We start from the raw sequence: 21,242 nt of genomic DNA on the forward strand, positions 1-21,242 counted from the left end.
GTGGCATTCAGTTTCATAATATAGTAGGAACTTAGTTGTTTCAGCAAGTTCCTTAACCGATTGAAGCGACGTTCACTTGAACTAGATTAGGAGGAATAAAATGGTAGAAGTAGTAGGAGTTCGCTTCCGTGAAGCCGGTCATATCTATTATTTTGCTCCTGGAAAATCTGAGTATATTTATAATGAGAAAGTACTCGTTGAATCTCAACAGTCAAAACAATTAGCTACTGTTGCTATTCCTAAAAAAACAGTCGATTCAGACGATTTACCAGAGGACCTAAAACCCATTTTAAATAAAGCAACAGCCAATGATTTAGAAAAAGAACAAAAAAATTTGGCTGATGCAGAAGCTGCCAAAAGCATTGCCAATGAAAAAATTCGAGCTCATGACTTAAAAATGAAATTAGTGCGAGTAGAATATACCTTCGATCGTAGCAAAATGATTTTTTACTTTACGGCAGATGGGCGAATTGATTTTCGTGAATTAGTCAAAGACTTAGCGGCTATTTTCCGGACGCGAATTGAGTTACGTCAAATTGGTGTCCGAGATGAAGCGAAAATATTAGGTGGCATTGGCCCTTGTGGCAGACAACTATGTTGCTCAACATTTCTAGGAGATTTTATGCCAGTTTCAATCAAAATGGCTAAAGATCAAGGGTTATCTTTAAATCCTGTCAAAATTTCGGGATTATGTGGCCGCTTAATGTGTTGTTTGAAATACGAAAACGACGAATATGAAGCCGCTAAAAAAGAATTACCAGATTATGGAAAAGAAGTAATAACACCAGATGGCAAAGGCAAAGTCGTCGGGTTGAATCTATTAAGTCGGATTGTCAAAGTTCGTCTGCATGGTCGTGAAATCGCAGCGGATTATGATTACGAAGAAATCAAAGAAGCTACTGCGAAAGTTGCTGCTGAAAAAGGTGATCAAAATGGATAAACGTTCGCTCTATGATGGATTAAATTCGTTGGAAACTGATTTAGACAGTTCAGTGACACAATTAAGAGAAATTAAAGCAGCACTCCATGAGTTGGTAGAAAAAAATACCACGTTGGAAATCGAAAACCAACGCTTACGGGAGCATCTCCAAGAACTGAATAAGTTAGCAGGAAATACAACTGAAACTGAAAAACAAGAGCTATCAAAATCACGTATGAATTTGGAAAAACTTTATGAAGAGGGCTTCCATGTCTGCAATATTTTATATGGTTCAAGACGTGAAAATGATGAAGAATGTGCCTTTTGTCTTGATGTTATTTATGGGGAACGTACGCGTTAAGTCTAGTGGACACTGCAAATAAAAAGGAAAGGTTTGGTTTGACAGTCAATCGATTGTCAAATCAAACCTTTATCTATTTATAGAACGAAAAAGGAAAATGAGGGATGCGCTATGCAAAAACAGAAAAGTTTTGATAAGCAAACAACAAAAGGAAAATTGTATCTTGTCCCAACACCGATCGGCAATTTAGAAGATATGAGTATTCGTTGTTTAAACATATTGAAAGAAGCAACGGTGATTGCTAGTGAGGACACAAGAAACACACAAAAATTGCTAAATCATTTTGAGATTACAACACCACAAATTAGTTTACACGAACATAATTACAAAGAGCGAATTCCTCAACTGATTACACGATTGCTGAATGGTGAAACGATTGCCCAAGTTAGCGATGCAGGTATGCCTTCAATTAGTGATCCTGGTCATGAATTGGTTACAGCATGTCTTGAAGAAGAACTGGCAGTGATTGCCTTGCCAGGACCTACGGCAGGAATGACCGCTTTGATTGCCTCGGGTCTTTTACCACAGCCATTTACGTTTTATGGTTTTTTACCAAGAAAGAAAAAAGAACAGAAAGACGTGTTATCAGCATTAAAAGAAGAACGGCCGACACAGATTTTTTATGAGTCCCCCTATCGGATTGCTAAAACGGTAGCAACGTTTGCTGAAGTCTATGGTCAAGAACGCCCCGCTGTGATTTGTCGAGAATTAACGAAACTTCATGAAGAGTATTTGCGTGGTACCTTAGGAGAACTAACAGAATATTTAGCAGAAAATACGCTAAAAGGCGAGTGTTGTTTATTAGTTAGCGGGTTTACTGGTGAGAAAGAGACAATAGCAGCAATGCCAGCTATTTCCCTCAAGGAACATGTGCAAGTTTTAATGGAGGAAGAGGGACGGAGTTCAAAAGAGGCAATCAAAGAAGTGGCTAAATTGAGAAATGTAAAAAAACAAGAAGTATATAAAGAATATCATTCCATTTAAAAAAGGAGAGAAACATGAGTAATTTATTGCGAGCAGAAGGCGTGTCTTATCAAGTAAATGGTCGTAGCATTCTTTCTGATATTGATTTGTCATTTGAAACAGGCAGCAATACAACAATTGTTGGTCCTTCAGGTAGCGGGAAAAGTACATTTTTAAAAATTTTATCTTCATTATTAAGTCCTACAGAAGGCGAAATTTTTTATCAAGAAGCGCCAATTACTGCAATGCCAATCGAAACATACCGCCAAAAGGTTTCTTATTGTTTTCAGCAGCCAACTTTATTTGGTGAAACCGTGTATGATAATTTGTTATTTCCATTTACCGTCAGACAAGAAGCGTTTAATCAGGAAAAAGTCGTGGCATTACTCCAACAAGTGAAATTGCCCGCTGCTTATCTTGAAAAGAAAATAGCCGAACTCTCTGGTGGTGAGCGACAACGGGTTGCTTTGCTACGAAACATTATTTTTGTACCAGATGTTTTATTATTAGACGAAGTTACAACGGGATTAGATGAAGAAAGCAAACAGATTGTCAATCAATTGTTAAACCAATTAAACAAAGAGCAAGGAGTCACGCTGGTTCGTGTCACGCATGATACCGAAGAAATTCAGCAAGCACAGCAAGTGATTCGTATTGTAGCAGGAAAGGTGGCGCCGACAGATGGATTTAGCAGTTAATAATTTATCCTTATTTTTTTCAGCCATGCTAGTGGTGGTCGCATTAATTATTAGTACTAAAGAAAAATTAGGTTTTACCAAAGATATTATTATTAGTGTGATTCGAGCAGTCATTCAATTAGTCGCAGTCGGCTATTTATTAAAATATGTTTTTCAAGTCAATAACCTGATTTTAACGCTCATCATGGTTTTGGTGATTGTTTCTAACGCAGCCTTTAATGCAAAAAAACGCAGCCAGCAATTACAAAAGGGCTTTTTGATTTCTTTCATTGCAATTGGTTGTAGTACAGGAATTACCATTGGTATTTTGATTTTTTCTGGTTCTATTAAATTTATTCCTTCTCAAATCATTCCTATCAGTGGGATGATTGCCAGCAATTCGATGGTGGCAATTGGTTTATGCTATCGCAATTTAGATACTCTTTTTCAAAACCAACGGCAAGCGGTAATGGAGAAACTAGCATTAGGTGCAACTATCAAACTCGCCTCTTTACCAATTATCCAACAAAGTGTGAAAACCGGGATGGCGCCGACGATTGATTCTGCCAAAACTGTCGGAATTGTTAGTTTACCTGGGATGATGTCAGGCTTAATTTTTGCGGGCGTTGATCCTGTCCATGCGATAAAATATCAGATTATGGTGACTTTTATGTTGCTATCAGCAACAAGTATTGGTTCAGTGATTGCAACTTATCTTGCCTATAAAGGCTACTATAATCAACAAAAACAATTGGTTGTTTAATTAAAAAGCTGGAAATCTGTGTTTATAACTTCACGGATTTTCAGCTTTTTCTGGTTGAAATAAAGAAGTTTCAATTTGAAAAAGAACGGACGTTCGTATATAATGGAGGGAGGAGGCGAATCAAAATGATGAGCGAATTACGTTTTCCCTTAAAAAAAGATACGTCGAGAAAAATTATACATATAGATATGGACGCGTTTTTTGCTTCAGTTGAAGAACGAGATCATCCAGAGCTAGTAGGACATCCGTTAGTTATTGCGCGCCATCCAAGTGATACTGGGGGCAAAGGAGTGGTGACCACAGCGAATTATATTGCTCGACAGTACGGTATTCACTCGGCTATGAGTGCTCAAAAGGCGTATGAACTATGTCCAAGTGCCATTTTTAAGCCAGGTAATTATCAGAAATATAGTGAAATTTCTCAAGAAATCCGTGAAATTTTTCGCCGCTATACAGATGTGATTGAACCAGTATCTATTGACGAAGCGTATTTAGATGTAACTGAAAATAAGGTCAACAGTAAGTCGGCTATTAAAATTGCGAAAATGATTCAATATGATATTTGGCATGAATTGCAGTTAACTTGCTCGGCAGGTGTTAGTTACAATAAGTTTTTAGCCAAGTTAGCATCAGATTTCCAGAAACCAAAGGGCCTGACGGTTGTCTTACCAGAAGAGGCCGAAGATTTTTTGAAAGCATTACCGATTGAAGATTTCCACGGAATCGGGAAAAAAACAGTGCCCAAAATGCATGAACTAGGGATTTTTACTGGAGCAGATTTATACAAGCAAGATGAGATGACGTTGATTCGGTTATTCGGTAAAATGGGTTATTCATTGTATCGTAAAGTCCGCGGTATCCATGATGCGCCAGTTCAAGTGACTAGAGATCGTAAGTCGGTAGGTAAGGAACATACTTACGGCACCCCTTTAACGACGGAAGAGCAGGTTACGGCTCAATTGAGACAATTAGCAGCAGGGGTTGAGCGTGCATTGCAACGAGTGCAAAAGCATGGAAAAACAGTAGTCCTAAAAGTTCGTTATACTGACTATACGACGATTACGAAACGTGTGACATTACCTGAATATATTTCTAAAAAAGAAGAACTTTTCTATCAAGCGAATTTAATTTGGGAAGATATTTTAGGTTTAGAACAGGGAATCCGTTTATTAGGCATTACTTTAACGAATTTAGATCCACTAGCGTATGAAAACATTGTTTTACCTTTATGGGAAAAAAGTTAGCCCTTTAGACACATCCTCAAGAGATGGCTAAAGGGCTAACTTTTTTAAATTGATTTTTTGATTTGTTCATAAGACGTTTCGGCGTCATGACATTTTTCCCAAATAACAGCTTTGCCAGCAGCAAGTGATTTGGGTACATCAATAATCCGTTGATTACTACTGCCACGAAATTGTAAATTTAAATTACGTTTTGCCAGTTCAAAGCGCCCATCAACTAAAATGTCAATTGAATGGAGTAGTTCAAGCTTATCAGGCGTTTCTAAAAGTAGTTCTTCAAAGGTATACCCAGACCAAGACCAGATATCTTTGGCTGAGCCAAATGTTTCCCGCACACGTTTGACTACACTAAGACAAACATCTGTATTCAGAAAAGGTTCACCACCCAAAAGAGTCAAACCTTGGACATAGTCATGGGACAAATCTTCAATAATTTGATTCATTAAAGATTCTGTAAACGGCGTACCGTAATTGAAATTTTGGACAGCTTTGTTAAAACAACCTTCACAAGCAAAGAGACAGCCGCTCACATATAAACTATTGCGTACACCTTCGCCATCAACAAAGTTGAACGCTTTGTAATCGGCAATCTTTTTTTGGCTGTAGTCTTCGGTTTTCCATTCTTGTGGTTTCGGATTACGCATCAGCAAAACTTCTTTCTATAGAATAATCGAGTTTAATTTTTTAAATGTTTCACACGAGAGGAAATTTCTTTGTGACGACCATGTACCATTGGACGAGCTTGCGGGTTACCTAAATAACCACAAGTCCGTTTAACGACATCACAAGTCTTAGGATCATGATTGCCACATTCTGGACATTCAAAGCCACGTTCAGTTGGATGGAAGTCCCCTTCAAAACCACAGGCATAACAATGATCAATTGGCGTATTGGTTCCTAAATAGCCAACTTTGTCATAAGCGTAATCCCAGACAGCTTCAAGTGCTTTGGGATTTTGCTGTAACATGGGGTATTCACAGTAGTGGATAAAACCACCAGAACAGTATTTTGGATAATCCTTTTCAAAATCAAGTTTTTCAAAAGGCGTTGGATTTTTGCGTACATCATAATGGAAACTATTTGTGTAATATTCTTTATCTGTAATATTTTCGACGATGCCAAATTTTTCAGTATCTAAACGGCAAAAACGGTCAGTCAAGCTTTCGCTCGGTGTAGAGTAGACACTAAAATGATAGCCGTATTCGTTGCCCCAGTTGTCGGCATTTTTTTTCAGTTCTTTTAAAATATCCAGTGTAAAGTTTTTGGCCTCTTGATTGTCCTCCCAAGCACCGCCGTAAAAGGCAGAAGCCACTTCATACAAGCCAATATAGCCAAGTGAAACCGTGGCACGTTTGTTTTTAAACAGTTCATCTACGGCATCCTGTGTAGCTAAACGTTTTCCAAATGCACCATACATGTATAAAATCGGCGCATTCGCTGGTTTAGCTTCTTTAACACGTTCAACCCGATAAACCAAAGCATCTTTAACGATCGCCAAACGTTCATTTAAAATTTGCCAGAACTTTTCTTGGCTTCCTTGCGCTTCTAAAGCGATTCTTGGTAAGTTCAAGGTCACAACGCCTAAATTCATTCGGCCAACATTTACTTCTTCACCTTGTTCGTCTTTCCAGCCTTGTAAAAAGGAACGACAGCCCATTGGTACCTTAAAACTACCTGTTAGTTCAACGATTTTATCATAGTTTAAAACATCAGGATACATGCGTTTCGTTGCGCATTCCAGTGCCAGTTGTTTAATATCGTAGTTTGGATCAGTAGGTTGCGCATTGACGCCGCGCTTAATTGTGAAAATCAGTTTTGGGAAAATAGCTGTTCGTTTTTCAATCCCTAAACCATTAATTCGGATTTGTAAAATCGCCCGTTGAATTTCTCGCTCAAACCAGTTGGTACCTAAACCAAATCCCAGAGAAGTAAAAGGGGTTTGTCCATTGGAAGTAAATAAGGTATTAATTTCATACTCAAGACTTTGCATGGCATCAAAAATATCTTTTTTCGTTTTCTTCCGAGCGAATGCTTTTTGGCGTTCTTCTCCTTCAATCCATTCTTGCGCATCTGCTAAATGTTTTTCATAATTACGTTCCGCAAAAGGCGCTAATAATTCATCAATCCGATCGGCAGAGCAACCACCATATTGACTGGAAGCTACATTGGCAATAATTTGAGAAATTTGTGCAGTGGCCGTTTGAATTGATTTTGGTGATTCGACATCAGCGTTCCCAATTTTAAAGCCATTGTTTAGCATGCCTTTAAAATCAATTAAACAGCAGTTTGTCATGGGAGTATATGGATGATAATCTAAATCGTGGTAATGAATGTCGCCTTTTTGATGGGCATTAGCCACGTGTGAAGGCAACATCTTTAAACCAATTGATTTTCCAACAATCCCAGCGGTTAGATCACGTTGCGTATTAAAAACGTCACTGTCTTTGTTGGCATTTTCATTCACGACAGTCTGATCTTTATTAATTAATTTGCCGATAGATACATTAATATCAGTCGCTTTACTACGCTCAAAATCACGTTGGGTTCTGTAATGAATGTATTCTTCGGCTAAGGCATATTCGTTGTTGGATAGCAGAGTATGTTCCACAATATTTTGAATTTCATAAATTTTTACGTTATTGGTAAAACGTTCGGCAATTTCTCGATTGACATCGGCAACAATCGATTGGACTTTTTGATGTGTCAAAGGAGTGACTTGGTCATGTATTTTTTGTTCAGCTTTGATCAAAGCATCGTATATTTTTTGATCATCGAAAGTCACTAAACGACCATCTCGTTTGACGACTTTAATTGTTGAGAGATTAACATCCTCGGCTTTTTCATCAGTAATCTTCATCATTTTATCCAGCTCCTTATATCTCGTTAGTAACTATCCTAATACAAAGGTCGGCTAAATTCAATCGATATATTGCGTATTTTTAGTAAAATATCACTAGACAAACACTATATATTGTGCTTGTGCTGTTTTGAAAAAATATGAAAACAAATGAAGAAAAGGATTGAGCAAATTTTTTTGCGTGAAAAAAATTCTTTGTCCAAATTAAAAAACAGCAAAGAGTTTTTTGCCAAATTGCTAAAAGCAACACTAAAAAATAACAATTATTAAATAATAATTGTTTGCGGATTTATTCACGAAATGCCAATTATTCTTTGACTACCGAACGATATTGTAAGATAAAACGATGTTCATTCAGATTTTTTCTTGGTAAAATAAGAGTAATAACAAAACGTTGGAGCGAGAAAAATGAAAAAAATTGTAGAAGTAAACCATGTCAGCAAGACATATGGTCGTTTAAATAATAAAACAGAAGTATTAGATAATATTTCGTTTACCGTTGATGAAGGCGAATTTGTGGGGATTATGGGTCCCAGCGGTGCTGGGAAATCGACACTGTTGAATGTCTTATCCTCGATTATTTTGCCGACCGCAGGGATCGTGCGCATCGCCGGACAAGATATTTTAAAAATGCGAGATAATCAATTAAGTGATTTTCGAAGAAACGAAATGGGGTTTATTTTTCAATCGTTTAACCTAATTGATACGTTAAATGTGAAGGACAATATTCTGTTGCCTTTAGCTGTAGAAAAAGTTTCATTAGAAGAAATGGATAAACGTTTGTTACATGTGACTTCGATTTTGGGGATTCAGGAGCTTTTATCTGCTTATCCACCAGAGATATCTGTGGGACAAAAACAACGGGTAGCAGCTGCTCGTGCTTTGATTACGAACCCTAAAATTATTTTTGCAGATGAACCAACTGGCTCACTGGATTCAAAATCAGCAACAGAATTGTTGAAATATTTAGCTGAAATTAATCTGCATGATGATGCCACAATTTTGATGGTGACACATGACCCGTACACGGCCAGTTTTTGCAATCGCATCTTATTCATTAAAGACGGTGCGATTTTCTCAGAAGTTGTTCGTCAAGGATCACGTAAGGAATTTTTTAATCGTGTGATAGATATGCAAGCAACGATTGGTGGAGGCGGGCGCGCAAATGATTTTTAAACTATCATTAAAAAATTTAAAAGCTCATGTACCTAATTATCTGGTTTATTACATTAGTATGACTTTTGCAGCGGTCGTTTATTATTGTTTCCGTGCGATTGCTTACAACCAGCCTCTTGTCGCAGGTGCAGGCCGTGATATCGAAATTAAGCGATCTTTAGGACTCGGTAGTACCTTAGTCACGATTATTATTTTGGGCTTTATGTTGGCAGCAAATCGTTTTTTTATAGGAAAACGTAGCCAAGAAATTGGCTTGTATCGATTAATTGGCTTGAGAAAGAGCCAAGTTTCACTAATTTTTTTAGTGGAAAATTTAGTTTTAGGCTTTGTTTCACTAATTAATGGGATTATTTTAGGAGTGATTTTCACCAAGTTGTTTTCAATGATTTTAGCCAAAGTTATGTTTTTAGAAGTCCCCAGTTTCTTCTATATTTCTTGGCGTTCCGTTATTGAAACCGGTGTAGCTTTTGCATTTATGATTTTGATTGTCTGCTTAAGAAGTATTTGGATGATTTATCGTTATCCATTGTCGCAGCTTATGCACCAAGAAAAAATTGGTCAAATTAATTATAGTCGTTTAACGAAACGGCGGCAGTTTCTAGGTATTTTAGGACCTATTTGTTTACTGGCTGGTTATTTTATTGCGTTTGATTTTCGGAATTTAGCGACAGGTATTGTGTATAAACAATTAAATGATTCATTGGATATCTCGATTCCGATGATTATTACATTGACGCCTTTTATCATTTTGGGTCTATGTGTGGTGGGAACTTATTTATTTTTCCGTTATACCATGTATTTTATCATTCGCTTATTTAATCATAGAAAAAAATGGTATTACCAAGATTTACGCATGATTACTTTAGGCAATGCCAAACGCTACTTATTTAAAAGTAGCAAAACACTCACTGGTTTGACCTTGTTAATTGCGACAGCCTTGAGTGGGATTGGCGTGATGGTTTTTGTGTATACGATTAGTATGCACACGGTCAACAGTGATGGCCCCGTGGACTTTTTAGTTTCACAGGAAAGCTATCCTAAATTGAAGAAAGTTCTCGATGAAGCGAAGGACACCAAAATAAAAAATGAAGTGACACTTTCTTATAAAATTACTGGAATTGAACGCAGTTTGCGAATTGGTCAAGCGCAAGAGGAACAAGAAACGATTGAAGCAGTTAATGTTTTATCTTTCTCCAACTACCGCAACTATCAAAAAATTAATCCTTATTTAAACGATTTACATTTAAAAAATGACCAAAGTGTTATCTATATGGATAGCTTTACCAATATTTTAAGTGGTATGTCTCGTTATGAATCGAAACTGCAATTTGTTGAAGGGGAGAAGGCACAACTACAACAAGTGCTGCCTAACTATCTAGGCAATTTTTTATTGCAATATTCTTTACCAACGATTGTCGTTTCCGATGCCCTTTATCAGAAAGTGACAAAAAATTCCATTCAGTATCAGATTAACGCCGTAAATGTTGACACGAAAAGCCGTGAAAAACTTTATGAAGCCGTAAATAAACAGATTGCCACAGAATGGCAAGCGCCAATTTTGTATAAGTATGAAAAAAATAACCAGCAGTTGAGTGGTTTTGCCAAACAAATGCCTAACGAAGAGGCAAAGAATACGCAAGATGATGTCACCGAAACTTGGCGACTAAATATGAATGATCGCTACGCCTCTTTACGCTATGAACGAAAAATTAACGGCTTGACTTTATATGTCTCCATGTTTGTGGCGATTTTAGCGTTGTTTATTACGGGCAGTATTTTGATGTTACGACAACTGTTTTCAGCTGTAAGTGAGCGTCAAGATTACGTGACTTTAAAACGGATGGGTGTTTCTAGTAAAGAGATAACTAAGCAAATTTATCGACAGAATAGTTTGATTTTCTTTCCGCCGATGGTCATTGGGATTTTGCATACTACCTTTGCCATTTATTTGCTAAGCCAATTTATTAAGAGTCCAGGATATTTGTTAGTATATCTTTCTTGTGGAATCTTAATAATTGTTTATCTAATTTTTTATATTTTAACGTCTGCCATTTATGCGCGGATGATTCGACACATCCATTTTTAAAAAACTGTAAAAGCCGTTGTGAAGCGGTTTTTACAGTTTCTTTATGCGAAAAAATTATGAGAGTTCCGTTTATGAAAATCATGAAAATTTAAGAAGTGACGAAATTGTTAGTTTTTTTATTAAATTGTAAGAAATTTCAATGGACTTTGCTGAAATATAGCATAAAATAATGGATAGCGATTAACCTTAGGAGGTGAATGATAATGAAAACAACTTTTCAGAAAATTCTCAATAACGAAAGTCTTAAATTCATCGGTAAAACGTTATTTTATTCTTTCATTGTCATTGCATTAATTTATCTTTATCATTACAAGAATATCAATGGAGGAACCTTCATTTATAACGAGTTTTAAGGAGGCGGCTATACATGGAAAAAGTAATTAATATGATTCAAACGATTGATGAATGGGCACGTAAAGAACCCCAACGTCCTGTTTATTTAACCGAAGAAAAAGTCTCTACGTATGGAGAGTTAAAAGAAAAGTCAGACAATCTAGCCGCTTATTTAGCTGAGCTGAAAACGGACAAGTCAGCGATTGTCGTATACGGAGAATTAGATTTTGAAATGATTGTGAGTTTTCTAGGCGCATCGAAAGCTGGTTTTAGCTATATCCCCATTGATGCACATACACCAAAAGAACGCATTGAACTAATTCTAAACGTAGCCAAACCAACCGCAGTGATTGCTGTGCATGAATGGCCTGAGTTAGCCACCGAAGTGCCAGTAATTACGGCGGAAGAATTAACGGAAATGATGATGCATGCACCCCGACATGCGCCTGCGTTGACGCCTGTCACAGGAGCAAGTAATTACTATATCATTTTCACTTCAGGGACAACTGGTGTACCAAAGGGTGTGCAAATCAGCCATGATAATTTAGTTAGCTTTACGAATTGGTTGTTGCAAGATTTTGGTTTAGAAGAAGGGGCCCGCTTTTTAGCACAGGCACCTTATTCGTTTGATTTATCGGTGATGTCTATTTATCCCGCATTGGCGTTAGGCGGCTCATTAACTCCGTTACCCAATGAAATCATTAACGATTTTAAACAATTATTTACGCGTTTGCCACAATTAACAATCGACGTCTGGGTTTCAACACCGTCCTTTATTGAATTGTGTCTAATGGAACCAAGCTTCGATGGTGAACATCTACCAGCACTGCGCACGTTTTTATTCTGTGGAGAAGAATTACCAAAACCAACGGCTGAGAAATTAGCCGCTCGTTTCCCAACTGCGCATATTTATAATACGTATGGGCCGACAGAAGCGACTGTAGCGATTAGTGCCATTGAAATCACTCAAGAAGTTTTAAAAAGTGTCCAACGTTTACCAATCGGGTATGTGAAAGAGGATACGCAAATTTATATTATGGAAGGCATGTCAAAATTACCTGCAGGTGAAATTGGTGAAATCGTCATTGCTGGACCAAGTGTTTCCAAAGGCTATCTAAATAATCCTGCGAAAACAGCTGAAGCTTTTTTCCAATTAGATGGCGTACCAGCTTATCGCACAGGCGATGCTGGAAAGTTAGTCGATAACCTATTGCAGTATGAGGGACGCTTAGATTTTCAAATTAAATTGCATGGCTACCGCATTGAGTTAGAAGAAGTAGATCATCACTTAACGAATGTTTCCTACGTGAAACAAGCAGTCGTTGTGCCGAAATATCAAGGAAATAAAGTCCAACAATTAATTGCCTATGTCGTTCCGCAAGCACATGAATTTTCAAGTGATTTTCAATTAACTAAGGCAATTAAACAAGAATTAGCCACGTTGACAATGGACTATATGATTCCGCAAAAATTTGTATATGTTGAACAATTACCTTTGACAAGTAATGGCAAAATTGATCGGAAAGGGTTGATGAATGAGGTGAATGCCACATGATGAATTTTCCTCATATGATTCCCTATAATGCACCGTATTACTTTGTTCTGCTAATTGCGGCCTTGTTGCCGATGATTTTAACTTTAGCCATTAAAGGGACACGTTGGCCTTGGTACCAAACACTCGTGACACTGGTCTTTCTATATATCAGTTTTGGTGGCGAATTTTGGCAACAAGGAGTCGCTCTGATTGTATATGTTATTTATCAAACGTTACTAACGTGGGGCTATGCGGCTTATCGAAAAAATAAAAATGCAGGTTGGGTCTTTTATCTGGCTGTCTTTTTAGCTATATTACCGCTTGTTTGGGTGAAAGTTTCTCCCTTCATGACAGGCAAAACAACTTTACTTGGCTTTTTAGGGATTTCTTATTTAACCTTTAAAGCGGTCCAAGTGGTCATGGATTTACGGGATGGCGTAATGAAAGAATATCATCCGTTTCGTTACATTCAGTTTCTCTTGTTTTTCCCGACTATTTCTTCAGGACCCATCGATCGTTATCGGCGCTTTGAAAAAGATTTGAAAAACCCGCCGAGTGCGGAGAAATATTTAGACTTTTTAGAAAAAGGAATTTTTTATTTATTTCTAGGATTTTTATATAAGTTTATTATCAGTCATTATCTTGGTGGTGTCTTTTTACCACATGTGGAAAAAATGGCCTTGGCACAAGGTGGTTTATCTTGGTGGACAGTCGGCTATATGTATAATTACAGTTTGTATCTATTCTTTGATTTCGCAGGCTATAGTTTACTGGCCGTTGGCACAAGTTATTTAATGGGCTATGATACACCAATGAACTTTAACAAACCGTTCCTAAGTTGGAATATTAAAGAATTCTGGAATCGTTGGCACATGACCTTATCTTTTTGGTTCCGTGATTACATTTACATGCGCTTAATGTTTTTCTTAATGAAAAAGAAAGTCTTTAAAAGTCGGATTGTGACTTCTAATATTGGTTACTTTGCGTTGTTCTTAATTATGGGCATTTGGCATGGATTAACGTGGTTCTACATCGCTTATGGGCTCTACCATGCAACACTAATTTGTGTGACAGATGCTTGGCTACGTTTTAAGAAAAAACATAAAGACAAGATACCATCAAACAAATTTACACATGCATTTGCAGTCTTTTTAACTTTCCAAGCGGTTTGTGTCAGCTTCCTGATTTTCTCAGGATTTTTAGACAAACTATGGTTTAAATAAACAAAAATAAAAATATAAAGGGGCAATTTACAATGAACATTCAAGAAACAGTATTAAACATTTTAGAAGATATTACAGGAACAGACGAAGTTGTGAACAATCAAGACATTCAATTATTTGAAGAAGGATTATTGGACTCTTTAGCAACGGTTCAATTATTAGTAGAAATTGAAGGACAATTAGGAATCCAAGTTCCTGTATCAGACTTTGACCGTGAAGTATGGGGAACACCAAAACAAATCATTCAACAAGTGGAAGCTTTACAATAATGTCTAGAAAAAAACGACTAATCAGAATCTTAGGTCCAGTGCTTTGTTCAGCGGTCTTGGTTGCAGTGTTCTTTTTTGCACCGTTCAGAATCAATTTAACTTCCGAAAAAACGTTGAAGGAAGCATCAACGTCAATGGCACCGAACGTTTTAAAAGGCAATGTGATTAAAAACAAAGCAGTGGCTTCTGGTAAATATGTTCCTTTTTTTGGCTCTTCTGAATTAAGTCGATTTAGTGCTTTCCACCCTAGTGTGCTCTCTGAAAAGTATCAACGGAACTATCGACCGTTTTTACTAGGAGAAGCGGGCACACAGTCATTAACCCAAGCAATGGTCATTCATTCGATGGGCGATGCGATTGCCAATAAGAAAGCGGTCTTTATTTTATCTCCGCAATGGTTTGTCAAAAAGGGTGTACCTAATGATAGTTTTGGTGCACACTATTCACAATTACAAACCTATCAATGGTTAGCTAATTTAACCGAATTAACCAGCGGTGACCAATATCTAGCACAACGTTTGATCAAATTTCCAGTTGTTCAAAAAGACAAAGTCTTAATGGAAACCTTGGCAAATCTGCAGGCAGGGCAACTTCCCCAACGCTCTCAACGAGACTATTTTATAATGAATCTCCGTTTCTTGAATCGTGAAGATGAATTGTTTAGCCAAATTGGCATGGTTAGCAGAGAACCAATTGTTGAAAAAGATATGAAACAATTACCTGCTACTTATAATTTTAATGAATTAGATCAGCTAGCTGGAAAAATTGCGGCAAAAGCCATTAATAATAATAAATTTGAAATAAGTAACGGTTTTTATCGCCAACGGATTAAACCAGTTTTACCGAAATTAGCTCATTCACAAAAGAAATGGGATTATCGTTTTTCTCCAGAATATGGTGATTTCCAAGCTGCGTTAGAACAGTTAGCAGAAAAAAATGTCGATGTTTTATTTGTAATCCCACCTGTTAACAAACGTTGGTCGGACTATACGGGCTTGTCACAAGATATGTTGCAACAAGTAGCACGCAAGCTGAAATATCAACTTCAAGAGCAAGGCTTTACTAACATTGCTGACTTCTCAACATGTAGTAATGAACGTTACTTTATGGCGGACACGATTCATTTAGGTTGGCGTGGTTGGCTCGCTGTTGATCGTCAAGTAGATGAATTTATGAAACAACCTGCGTCTAAAAAGTTAGCGTATCAAATTGATGATCGTTTTTATCAGACAGATTGGCAACAACAAAATCCATTGGTCTTACCTCAATTTTAAGAAGGCAAGATGGATTAAGTACCAATTATTTGAAGCGGACTAGAAGCGCTTCGTAACAATGAAAATAGCCTGTACCTGCCGTTGAATAACGAGCGTGCAGGCTGTTTTTTCGTTTACTTTTAGTGGAGAACGTTGCTCAATTTATTTTTTGTAAGTATTTTTTTAGTTCGTGGTATAATGGATAAAATTGGTTTTTGAGGGGAGTTATTTTTATGGATGCAAAAGAAGAAAAAATGTTAATTGATTTAACAAGTGCTAAAGGGATTGCTGGGAATGAAGACGAAGTACGTTCGTTATTTAAAAAGTATGCAGCACCGTATACGGATAAATTTTTATATGATGGTCTTGGCAGTATTATTGCAAAAAATGTTGGTGATAAAGAAGGACCAAAAGTCTACATTTCTGGGCATATGGATGAAGTCGGTTTCATGGTTACCCAAATCACAGAAAAAGGCTTTTTAAAATTTCAAACCGTTGGCGGTTGGTGGGGGCAAGTGATGTTGGCCCAACAAGTTCAGATTAAAACCACGACTGGTAAGGTTTACCATGGTGTCATTGGATCTAAACCACCGCATGTGTTAACAGCGGAAGTTCGTAACAAACCCTATGAGATTGCAGATATGTTTATTGATATTGGTGCAAGTAGCGATCAACAAGTTGCAGAATGGGGGATTCATCCAGGAGATATGGTGACACCATATATTGACTATCGTCGCATGAATGATACAAAATTTTTATTGGCAAAAGCGTGGGATAACCGAATTGGTACGGCCGTTTCATTAAAAGTTTTAGAAAATTTAGCGACAGAAGGGCACCCCAATATTTTATTTGCAGGCAGTGATGTGCAAGAAGAAGTGGGGTTACGCGGTGCGCAAACAAGTACGCATCTTGTGAATCCAGACATAGCGTTTGCTTTAGACACAGGAACAGCTGGTGACACACCAGGAATGACACCTAAAGAAGCCGACTCTGTTTTAGGTGAAGGGCCACAAATTTTGATTTATGATGCATCAATGATTCCGCATAAAAAATTACGTGATTTTGTTATTCAAGTGGCGGAAGAAAATAACATTCCCTTCCAACATACAGTGATTACAGGGGGAGGTACGGATGCTGGCCGCATGCATTTAACGCGCAACGGGATTCCATCATTAGCCATCACGGTGCCTGTTAGATATCTGCATTCACATACCTCAGTTATTCATGAAGATGATTATTTCAACACAGTCAAATTAGTCACAGAAGTGGTGAAACGTCTAGATAAAGAAACAGTCGCTAAATTGACTAGTTATTAGTTTCAGAAAGGATGGAATGAATGAAAAGTTTAGTAACAAATTCGCAACATCGTGCCAATGCTCGCAGAGCCCTTGATGGGCAATGGGGGATCATGGCTTGGTTAACTTTCTTAGGAGTGGTTTTACAGAGCTTCTTAACATCGATTGTGCAAAATTTATTTTCTGGTGAAAATCAAGTTTTTCAAAGTAGTTTTGCCGCAGTATTACTGCAAATTTTTGTTTTATTCGCGTTAAGTTATGCGCTATATTACGCAGCCTTGAAGGTGTTACGTGGTGAAAAGGTGCGGGTCAATATTTTAATGAGTGTTTTTCAAGGAAAATATTATGGTCCGCTATTTGTGGTCAACCTACTTCAAAAAGTACTTGAACGTGTAATTGGTTTGTTATTTTTGTTACCAATTTTATTTGGGGCAGGGACAACCTTGTATTTCAAATTGATGTTTAATACAGTTACACCAGAGGAAATCCAAGCCTTTTTCTTAAATGATTTTTCCTTTTTCCTAGCGTTTGGTGTTGCCACTATCTTGATCTTTTTAATTGGTTTATTTGTGAGTGGCGTTTTTCAATTTGCTGTGTGGCTACGTTTTGATAATCCAGAACTGCCAATTATGATGGCATTGAAACAGGCGTTATATTTAATGAAAAATCGTTTTTGGCAATATTTATGTTTACAATTTTCTTTTATTGGTTGGTATATTGTGGGCTTTTTAGCTATTGGTATCGGTCTATTATGGGTGATTCCTTATAACTATGTAGCGTTAGCTAGTTTTTATCAAACTGCCTTAGAAGAAAAAGGCTTAGCGGAAGAATAAAATAGAAGCTTGAATCCTTCGTTATCTCGACAAAGGGTTCAGGTTTTTTCTTTGGTCTTTTTGTGAAAATTTAAGCGTTTTAATCTCGTTTTTCCGTTATTTTATGGTAACATGGAAGTATCGTATTGAAGGAGGTTGTCCACACATGAAATTGACTGTCTTAGGCTGTTTAGGTGCTTATCCATACAAAGGAGAAGGAACGAGTTCCTATTTGTTAGAATCTGAAGGCTTTCATTTGCTTATTGATGCAGGCAGTACGACATTAGTGCGTTTAGAAAACTATCTAGATCCATTGAAATTAGATGCTGTCATTCTGTCGCATTACCATCATGACCATATCGCAGATTTAGGTGTTTTACAATATTATCGTCAGCTTTATCCAACGCTGGAACCGACTCCTATTTTGCCAATATATGGCCATACACAAGATCAAATGCATTTCAAAGAACTAACGCTTCCTAACGTTTCCGAAGGGAAAGAGTATTTTGAAGCAGAAGAGTTGGCAGTAGGACCATTTTTAATTACTTTCATGGAAACGATTCATCCTGTCACTTGTTACGCGATGCGGATTGTTGAAAAAGCGACCGGCAAAGTCTTTGTCTTTACAGGAGACTCTGGTTACTTAGCAAGTTTTGAAGACTTTGCAAAAGACGCGGATTTATTCTTAGCGGATACGTACTTATTTGAAGGTAATGAACGACATCATGCACATTTTACGTCAAGAGAAGCAGGTGAAATTGCCAAAGCAGCACAAGTCAAACAATTGATGTTGACCCATTTACCACAACATGGGTCATTGGAACAACTACGTGAAGAAGCGCAAAACTATGCTGGAACGGAAATTCCAGTGACATTAGCCCAACCAGATTTAACAGTTGAGATTTAAAAAAGTAACTATACCAAGGGAGAGAACCGATTGTGATTTTTGTACCGAATGAAAATAATGACCCACGAGTGAACTTAGCAATTGAAACATATTTGTTAACAGAAATGCCTTTAGATGAGCCCATTCTTTTATTTTACATTAACGAGCCGTCAATCATTATTGGCCGTAACCAAAATACAATTGAAGAAATTAACAAAGAATATGTAGATGAGCACGGCATTCATGTTGTTCGTCGCTTAAGTGGCGGCGGCGCCGTTTATCATGATCATGGTAATTTGAATTTTAGTTTTATTATGCCAGATGACGGCAACTCTTTCCGTGATTTTGCGAAAGTTACCCAACCAATTATTCAAGCATTGCACGACTTAGGCGTTGAAGGTGCCGAATTAAAAGGGCGCAATGACCTAGTGATTAATGATATGAAGTTTTCAGGAAATGCGATGTACGCTACCAACGGCCGCATGTTTGCACATGGAACCTTAATGTTTGATAGTGATATTGATGAAGTTGTAAATACATTAAAAGTACGGAAAGATAAAATCGAATCTAAAGGTATCAAGTCTGTTCGTTCACGGGTAACAAACATTAAACCATTTTTATCTGAAGATAAACAAGAGATGACAACGGAAGAATTCCGCCAAGAAATTCTTTTGAAAATTTTCGGCGTAGATTCGATCGACCAAGTTAAAACGTATGAATTAACTGATCAAGACTGGGCGGCTATTAACAAAATTTCAGAGCAATACTATCGCAATTGGGATTGGAATTATGGTAAATCACCAGCATTTAACTTAGAACGTCGCCATCGTTTTCCAATTGGTTCAATTGAAATGAAAATGAATGTGGCGGATGGTGCCATTCAAGAAATTAAAATCTTTGGGGACTTCTTTGGGCTTGGTGAAATTAAAGATGTTGAAGATATTTTAACCGGCGTGAAATATGATAAAGCTTCTTTAGAAGAAGCCATTGATCAAATTGACGTTAAAAAATACTTTGGCAACATCGAAAAAGAAGATTTGCTTGGGTTAATTTATTAAAAAAAAGACAGCCGTTTCATGTAGTGACCCCAAAAAGTTAGACTTTTTATAGAGTGGATTTTTCCACTCTATTTTTATGCAGTTTTTTGATTGAATTGTCGAAATTCTACTGGGCTTTTCCAGTTAAGTTTTTCCTTGATTCGGTGATGATTGTAATAATAAATGTAGTTCTCAATTGCTTCTCTCAATTCATTTTGACTTTGATAGATTTTTCCATAGTACACTTCTTGTTTTAGGATACTGAAGAAATTCTCCATAGGAGAATTATCTAAACAGGTTCCTTTTCGAGACATACTTTGAAAGATATTGTTGTCCTTTAATGCTTGTATATAGACATTCATTTGATAAGCCCAGCCTTGATCAGAGTGAAAGGTGCGCCGATAGGGACAATCATTTGTTTGAGAAATTGCTTCTTTCAGACCTTCCATAACTGTTTTACCATTTGGTTGAGTAGAAAGGCTATAGCTTAGAATTTCACTATTATACATATCCATAAATGGATCTAAGTATAGTTTTTTCTGACGAAAGATGCCTACGTTATCTGCTTCAAAGTACTTAAATTCAGTTGTATCAGTTGTAATTTTTTGATGAGGAACAGAGGTTTTAAATCGGCGACGAATCAAATTTTTAGCGATTTTACCAACGGTTCCTTTATAGGAATTATATTTTCTGGATTTCTTAGTAAAAGCTTTGACTTGTAACTTTAACTTTTGTATTAATCGCTGGACTTTCTTTTTATTCACTTGAAATCCACGTCGTTTCAATTCTTGGGTCATCCTTCTATAGCCATAATGTTGATGTTTTTTACGAATCGCTTGAATTTCTTCTTCAATGATTTGTGTTGAAGCTGTTCTGTCGAGGCGTTTTTGCCAGTACATGTAAGTAGATTTTGGAAACCTTAGGGTTTCCAAAATATCTTTTAATCGAAAGTGTCTTCGGAGACTGTGAATGATTCGTGCGATTCGTTCATTTTTTGTTCGTCCTCTAAACGCAGTCTCCTCAATTCTTTTAAATAGGCATTCTCAATTTTTAACATTCTATTTTCTTTTTCTAGTTTCTCTACTTGAGATCGTTCACTTGGTAATGGTTGGCTTTCCTTTTGTTTCTTCTTAGGCATGGTAGGTGGACGTCCTTTCTGTTTAGAGAGTCCCTCTATACCAAACTTCTGATACGTTCTAAGCCAATTCGCAATCAATGATGGATTGTTCATTTTTAGAAGATTAGCTACTTCTTGATAGGACAACTCTGTTGTTAAATATAACTCTATCGCATCTAGCTTAAATTGAACAGAGTAATTCTTATTTTTTTGACTGCGAAGTAGGCCTTCTTCACCAAGTTCCTTATAGGCATTTATCCATTTGCTTATTTGAGAACTATCTTTAAACCCATACTTCTTTGCGAGAAACCTTAGACCTCCTTGACCAGATAAGTAGTCATGAACAAGTTTAAGTTTAAATTCAAAACTGTATTTTGCCATACAAAAAAACCTCCAAAAGTTAGATTTCTAGGTCTAACTTTTGGGGGTCGGCTCATCAA

At 37.0% G+C, this 21,242-nt stretch carries 19 protein-coding genes and 1 pseudogene; 17 read left to right on the forward strand and 3 right to left on the reverse strand.

The window, feature by feature from the left end; genetic code table 11:
• Positions 1 to 100 precede the first annotated feature (100 nt).
• The 6 genes from IGI97_RS03395 (at position 101) to dinB (ending at position 4,927) form a co-directional block, all read left to right on the forward strand.
• Complete coding sequence (locus tag IGI97_RS03395) at positions 101 to 940, forward strand: PSP1 domain-containing protein (protein WP_002356371.1); 840 nt, start codon at positions 101 to 103, stop codon at positions 938 to 940.
• On the forward strand, positions 933 to 1,280 hold the full coding sequence (locus IGI97_RS03400; RefSeq protein ID WP_002356372.1) for a DNA replication initiation control protein YabA: 348 nt from the start codon (positions 933 to 935) through the stop codon (positions 1,278 to 1,280). Before IGI97_RS03395 ends, IGI97_RS03400 begins: the two co-directional genes overlap by 8 nt.
• Before the next feature lie 111 nt (positions 1,281 to 1,391).
• On the forward strand, positions 1,392 to 2,264 hold the full coding sequence (rsmI, locus tag IGI97_RS03405) for a 16S rRNA (cytidine(1402)-2'-O)-methyltransferase (protein WP_002359438.1): 873 nt from the start codon (positions 1,392 to 1,394) through the stop codon (positions 2,262 to 2,264).
• 14 nt (positions 2,265 to 2,278) lie between these two features.
• Positions 2,279 to 2,941 (forward strand): ABC transporter ATP-binding protein, encoded by a 663-nt coding sequence (locus IGI97_RS03410; protein WP_379896880.1) that lies wholly within the window; start codon positions 2,279 to 2,281, stop codon positions 2,939 to 2,941.
• A complete protein-coding gene (locus tag IGI97_RS03415) occupies positions 2,925 to 3,683 on the forward strand; it encodes an ABC transporter permease (protein ID WP_002356377.1) in 759 nt (252 codons plus the stop codon). The genes IGI97_RS03410 and IGI97_RS03415 overlap by 17 nt, the downstream gene beginning before the upstream one ends.
• 128 nt (positions 3,684 to 3,811) lie before the next feature.
• Positions 3,812 to 4,927, forward strand: coding sequence for a DNA polymerase IV (dinB, locus tag IGI97_RS03420; RefSeq protein WP_023894966.1), 1,116 nt, complete (start codon positions 3,812 to 3,814; stop codon positions 4,925 to 4,927).
• Between the two features lie 44 nt (positions 4,928 to 4,971).
• On the opposite strand, the gene nrdG is transcribed toward dinB, so the two are convergent.
• Together nrdG and nrdD are read right to left on the reverse strand one after the other, a co-directional pair.
• Entirely contained in the window at positions 4,972 to 5,568 is a 597-nt protein-coding gene (gene nrdG, locus IGI97_RS03425) for an anaerobic ribonucleoside-triphosphate reductase activating protein (RefSeq protein WP_002356379.1), read from the reverse strand.
• Between the two features lie 32 nt (positions 5,569 to 5,600).
• Positions 5,601 to 7,784, reverse strand: coding sequence for an anaerobic ribonucleoside-triphosphate reductase (nrdD, locus tag IGI97_RS03430; RefSeq protein ID WP_002385686.1), 2,184 nt, complete (start codon positions 7,782 to 7,784; stop codon positions 5,601 to 5,603).
• A gap of 405 nt (positions 7,785 to 8,189) precedes the next feature.
• Between nrdD and IGI97_RS03435 the strand changes: the two genes are divergently transcribed.
• From IGI97_RS03435 to IGI97_RS03485, 11 genes are all read left to right on the forward strand, one after another.
• Positions 8,190 to 8,957 carry an ABC transporter ATP-binding protein gene (locus IGI97_RS03435; RefSeq protein ID WP_002356382.1) on the forward strand — a complete coding sequence of 256 codons (768 nt, stop codon included), beginning with the start codon at positions 8,190 to 8,192 and terminating at the stop codon, positions 8,955 to 8,957.
• The gene (locus tag IGI97_RS03440; protein WP_113848569.1) at positions 8,947 to 11,043 is read left to right on the forward strand and encodes an ABC transporter permease; all 2,097 of its coding nucleotides are present in this window, start codon (positions 8,947 to 8,949) and stop codon (positions 11,041 to 11,043) included. The genes IGI97_RS03435 and IGI97_RS03440 overlap by 11 nt, the downstream gene beginning before the upstream one ends.
• Before the next feature lie 203 nt (positions 11,044 to 11,246).
• Positions 11,247 to 11,396: a teichoic acid D-Ala incorporation-associated protein DltX gene (locus tag IGI97_RS03445; protein WP_002356384.1), complete on the forward strand. Its 150-nt coding sequence runs from the start codon at positions 11,247 to 11,249 to the stop codon at positions 11,394 to 11,396.
• Between the two features lie 14 nt (positions 11,397 to 11,410).
• Positions 11,411 to 12,931: a D-alanine--poly(phosphoribitol) ligase subunit DltA gene (gene dltA / locus IGI97_RS03450; RefSeq protein WP_002368807.1), complete on the forward strand. Its 1,521-nt coding sequence runs from the start codon at positions 11,411 to 11,413 to the stop codon at positions 12,929 to 12,931.
• Positions 12,928 to 14,133 (forward strand): D-alanyl-lipoteichoic acid biosynthesis protein DltB, encoded by a 1,206-nt coding sequence (dltB, locus tag IGI97_RS03455; RefSeq protein WP_002382500.1) that lies wholly within the window; start codon positions 12,928 to 12,930, stop codon positions 14,131 to 14,133. Before dltA ends, dltB begins: the two co-directional genes overlap by 4 nt.
• 32 nt (positions 14,134 to 14,165) lie before the next feature.
• Positions 14,166 to 14,402, forward strand: a complete 237-nt coding sequence (gene dltC, locus IGI97_RS03460) for a D-alanine--poly(phosphoribitol) ligase subunit DltC (protein WP_002356389.1) — start codon at positions 14,166 to 14,168, stop codon at positions 14,400 to 14,402.
• Positions 14,402 to 15,676 (forward strand): D-alanyl-lipoteichoic acid biosynthesis protein DltD, encoded by a 1,275-nt coding sequence (gene dltD, locus IGI97_RS03465; protein WP_002376500.1) that lies wholly within the window; start codon positions 14,402 to 14,404, stop codon positions 15,674 to 15,676. Before dltC ends, dltD begins: the two co-directional genes overlap by 1 nt.
• Before the next feature lie 212 nt (positions 15,677 to 15,888).
• Positions 15,889 to 16,971 (forward strand): M42 family metallopeptidase, encoded by a 1,083-nt coding sequence (locus tag IGI97_RS03470; RefSeq protein ID WP_438737987.1) that lies wholly within the window; start codon positions 15,889 to 15,891, stop codon positions 16,969 to 16,971.
• A 20-nt stretch (positions 16,972 to 16,991) separates the two neighbouring features.
• Entirely contained in the window at positions 16,992 to 17,783 is a 792-nt protein-coding gene (locus IGI97_RS03475; RefSeq protein WP_002365061.1) for a DUF975 family protein, read from the forward strand.
• Between the two features lie 145 nt (positions 17,784 to 17,928).
• Positions 17,929 to 18,669, forward strand: coding sequence for an MBL fold metallo-hydrolase (locus IGI97_RS03480; protein WP_002356393.1), 741 nt, complete (start codon positions 17,929 to 17,931; stop codon positions 18,667 to 18,669).
• A 32-nt stretch (positions 18,670 to 18,701) separates the two neighbouring features.
• Positions 18,702 to 19,706 carry a lipoate--protein ligase gene (locus tag IGI97_RS03485; RefSeq protein ID WP_002356394.1) on the forward strand — a complete coding sequence of 335 codons (1,005 nt, stop codon included), beginning with the start codon at positions 18,702 to 18,704 and terminating at the stop codon, positions 19,704 to 19,706.
• 74 nt (positions 19,707 to 19,780) lie between these two features.
• Here IGI97_RS03485 and IGI97_RS03490 read toward each other — a convergent pair.
• Positions 19,781 to 21,183: pseudogene (locus IGI97_RS03490) on the reverse strand (IS3 family transposase).
• Between the last annotated feature and the right edge of the window lie 59 nt (positions 21,184 to 21,242).

Source organism: Enterococcus sp. DIV2419 (genome assembly GCF_051711865.1).
Taxonomy (GTDB): domain Bacteria; phylum Bacillota; class Bacilli; order Lactobacillales; family Enterococcaceae; genus Enterococcus; species Enterococcus faecalis.